Annotated in this window: 1 protein-coding gene and 1 pseudogene; both read left to right on the top strand. The window is 73.8% G+C overall.

The genetic code is table 11. The features are described from left to right. A partial coding sequence (locus ABZ885_RS41800) for a DUF3592 domain-containing protein (RefSeq protein ID WP_360200528.1) occupies positions 1–344 on the top strand: 344 nt, incomplete at its 5' end. A gap of 204 nt (positions 345–548) precedes the next feature. Then, positions 549–1,107 (top strand): annotated as a pseudogene (locus tag ABZ885_RS41795) (hypothetical protein); the annotation flags it as partial.

The following is a 1,107-nucleotide window of genomic DNA, read 5'->3' as shown; positions in this document are numbered from 1 at the left end:
GCGCCCGGGTGCTCCGCCGGACCTGCGTCACGGCCGAGGCCCGGATCGTCCGCCACGATGTCAGGCGGGACGACGAAGGTGCCACGTTCCACCACCCGGTCGCGGCCTGGACGACCCTGGACGGGTGCGTGTGCGAACACGCCTCCAGGTTCGGCCGCGGAACCGTCGGAGACGACTTCGGCGTGGGGGCGCGCGTCGTGGTCCGATACGATCCGGACGCCCCGCACCGGTTTGCGATCGAGGGCTGGGACAAGCGGACGGTGGACCTGCTGTTCACCGTCCTGGGGTCGGCGTTGACGGCGGGCACGGTGACGGGGCTGCTCGTCCGGCTGCTCACCCTCTGACCCTCGCACGGTCGGGGCTGTGCGATCTGATCAGGAAGCCGATCCGCCGGTGAACGCGGACGAACGGGTCCTGTCAGGCCGGCCGGGCCGAGCCGGATCGGGGCGCGAGGCGGATTGTCCGGGGGTGTGGCTAGGGTGCCGGGCATGACTGGTGAGTTCCCGGGTGACGGTCCGCGCGGTGAAGTGGTGACTGCGGGTGGGCGGTTGACCGATCCGGGGTGGCTGGTGAACGGCGACCCCGAGCAGGTCGTGGCGGCGGTGGACGGCGCGGTCGGGCCGGAGGAGGTGGTGGCGGCTGCCGTGTACCGGGCGTCGGGGCACGTGCACCGTGAGTCCGGCGCGCAGGTGCGACGGCAGCTGCTGGCGCTGGACGCCGCCCGGTACGGACAGCGGGAGCTGGCGCGAAGCCTCGCCGAGGTGGTGGTCCGCCGGGAAGCCGCTGATCCCTGGACCGTGCAGTGGGCGACCGGCGCCGGTCTGGATTCCCGGCTGCGGTACGCACTGCCCGCGCCGGCCAAGGTGGGTGTGGTGGCGACCGTGGTCGTGGAGGACCGTGGGCTCGCTGTCGCCGGCTGCGAGGACGGCTCGCTGCACTGGTGGGACCTGGCCACGAGCCGGAAGCTCGGCACGGCCGCCACCGGTGACAACGGCGCGGTGCGGGCTCTGGCGACGGCGGTGCTGGACGGCCGTCCCGTCGCCGTCACCGGCCACTCCGGAGGAGCGGTCCGGGTGTGGGACCTCGACGAGGGCGGACCGGTCGTGG

This window comes from Kitasatospora sp. NPDC047058 (genome assembly GCF_040643935.1).
In the GTDB taxonomy this organism is placed as follows: domain Bacteria; phylum Actinomycetota; class Actinomycetes; order Streptomycetales; family Streptomycetaceae; genus Kitasatospora.
The sequence above is the reverse complement of the archived record's forward strand: the minus strand, read 5'-3'. Positions and strand labels throughout refer to the sequence as shown.